A 2,256-nucleotide genomic window follows, 5' to 3' on the forward strand; every position below is an offset into this window, starting at 1 on the left:
TCGCTATTACAGACATCACCTCAAAGGCGGTCGATTACGGCGCGGCGGTCTTGCTCGCACTCGTGGCGCTAATATCGGTAAATTTAGGGCTTATCAACCTCTTTCCGATCCCCGCGCTCGACGGCGGGCACATCGCGTTTAATCTCTTTGAGCTCATCTTCCGCCGCCCGGTGCCAAAGCGGGTATTTGTAAACGCCAGCTACGTAGGAATGGGGATTTTAGCGCTTTTAATGATATTTACGGTGCTGAATGATTTTGCTAGAATTTTGGGATTTTACAAATGAGACTGGATGAAATTTTAAAGCGCATTGGGGCTGCAAAAGCAGGCGCGGGCGAAGTGCAGCTAGTCGCGGTAAGCAAAAACGTAGGCACGGATGAGGTGCGCGAGCTGTATTCGCAAGGACAGATCGCGTTTGGCGAAAACAGAGTGCAGGAACTGAAGCGCAAAAGCGAGCTACTGCGCGAGCTGCCGCTAAAGTGGCACTTCATAGGCACGCTACAAAGCAACAAAATCAATCAGCTTATCGCTCTACGCCCGACGCTGTGGCAGAGCTGCAACAGTTACGAGCTCGCGCTTGCCGTAAATAAGCGGCTGAATTATCCGCTAGATACGCTGCTGGAGATCAACGCCGCGGGCGAGAGCTCCAAAACGGGGCTCGATAGAAACCGCGCGGTGGAGGAGTTTTTGCGCATCAAGCAGGAGTGCAAAAATCTAAATTTAATCGGCGTGATGAGCATCGGAGCGCATGTGAGCGAGCCCGCACAGATTGCGCGAAGCTTCGAGGCGAGCCGCGAGATCTTCGACGCGCTTGTGCCGCACGGCGCGCGAATCTGCTCGATGGGGATGAGTGATGATTTTGAGCTCGCGATCAAATGCGGCTCAAACATGATCCGCCTGGGTAGAATTTTATACGCCTAGGCCCCGAGAGACGGGCCTTAGCGCGCGAGAAAATTTTATACCGCTTTTATTATACGGCGTGCTTGATTTGCCGCGCGAGCTAAATCGGGCGCGTAACTTGAATTAGCGCAATGCTTGATTTTACGTGCTACTTAAATTTAGCGCGTTATTGAAATTTTACGCAGCGCAACAACATGGCATCAAATTTTAAACCTAGATAAAAATTTATTCGCAACGACGCAAATTTTAAAGACGTGAGAATATAAAATTCTAAGCGCAATCCATATAAAGACAGAATCTTAAAAGGCGAAATTTCAAGTGGCGGCAGCTGGCGTATATCGCGCGCACGCTGGTTCAGGGCGCGAAAGTGATCTTTATGGACGAGCCTACAAACGGGCTGGATTTTGGAAATCAGATCAAGCTGCTCGAGATGATAAAGGCGCTAGGCGACGAGGGCTACACCTTCGTGCAGACGACGCACTACCCGCGGCATGCAAAATTCGTTTCAAGCTTGACGCTATTTATAAAAGACGGCGAAATTTTAGTCTTCGGGCGCAGTGAGCAGCTCATAAATGCCGAAAATATAGATAAAATATACGGCATAAACTACGAAAGATACGAGGATAGATTATAAATTTTACGGGCGCGTAGCGCCGTTAAATTTAGCCGAACTAGAGTAAAATTGCGCGTATATAATAACTTTTCGGCGGCAAGACGGCGCGCCGATACGACGCCAAGCTGCGGATCGCGACTTCGGCAATGTAAGCAGCAAACCGAATTGCTAGCGAGCAAAACGTCTAAATTTAAACGATAAATTTAAAAGGAAAATCATGACTCCGCGCGAGATATTTTTAAACGGCTGCAATGAGATCGCGGCAAATTTTGCGTACTTCAAGCCCACGCAAAAGGGGCAAAAACTAACGAAGCTCACAAGCGACAAGGAGATTTTATTTGAAATTTATTTTGGCTCCAGCATGCGCAATTACTCGGGCAGCGTGAGCATCCTGCCGCAGATCGCGATCTACTGCAAGCGCCTAAAAAAGCTGATGCAAGAGGAGCTACCCTACTCGACCGATCTTGTTTTCGTATCGCACCTGGGCCATCTCACGCCGCGCAAACAGTTTCGCGACTGGCAGCTCGCGGGCGCTAGCTTTGAGCCCAGCGTTCGCGAGATTAGCGCGGCTATCAAAGACTACGCGCTGCCTATTTTTGAGCTTTTTGAGGACAAGCGCAAGGCGGTGGAGTTTATGACGCAACGCGGGGCTAAATTTAACAAAAATCTAAGCGCCTTCGATCTGTGCCCGATCTACTTTGTATATTATTTCGGCGGCAAGGACGCGGCGGAGGCGTTTTTTAAC

4 protein-coding genes are annotated in these 2,256 nt (G+C 49.5%); all 4 read left to right on the forward strand.

All coding sequences use genetic code 11. From position 1 onward, the window contains the following. The coding region (locus tag Q0256_RS05865; RefSeq protein WP_297961043.1) for a site-2 protease family protein at nt 1–284 on the forward strand (284 nt) is incomplete at its 5' end. Beyond that, a complete protein-coding gene (locus Q0256_RS05870; protein WP_297961046.1) occupies nt 281–919 on the forward strand; it encodes a YggS family pyridoxal phosphate-dependent enzyme in 639 nt (212 codons plus the stop codon). The genes Q0256_RS05865 and Q0256_RS05870, both read left to right, overlap by 4 nt. A gap of 346 nt (nt 920–1,265) precedes the next feature. Beyond that, the gene (locus tag Q0256_RS05875; RefSeq protein WP_297961048.1) at nt 1,266–1,532 is read left to right on the forward strand and encodes an ABC transporter ATP-binding protein; all 267 of its coding nucleotides are present in this window, start codon (nt 1,266–1,268) and stop codon (nt 1,530–1,532) included. A 196-nt stretch (nt 1,533–1,728) separates the two neighbouring features. Then, the coding region (locus Q0256_RS05880; RefSeq protein WP_297961051.1) for a hypothetical protein at nt 1,729–2,256 on the forward strand (528 nt) is incomplete at its 3' end.

This window comes from uncultured Campylobacter sp. (assembly GCF_937949835.1).
Classification (GTDB): domain Bacteria; phylum Campylobacterota; class Campylobacteria; order Campylobacterales; family Campylobacteraceae; genus Campylobacter_B.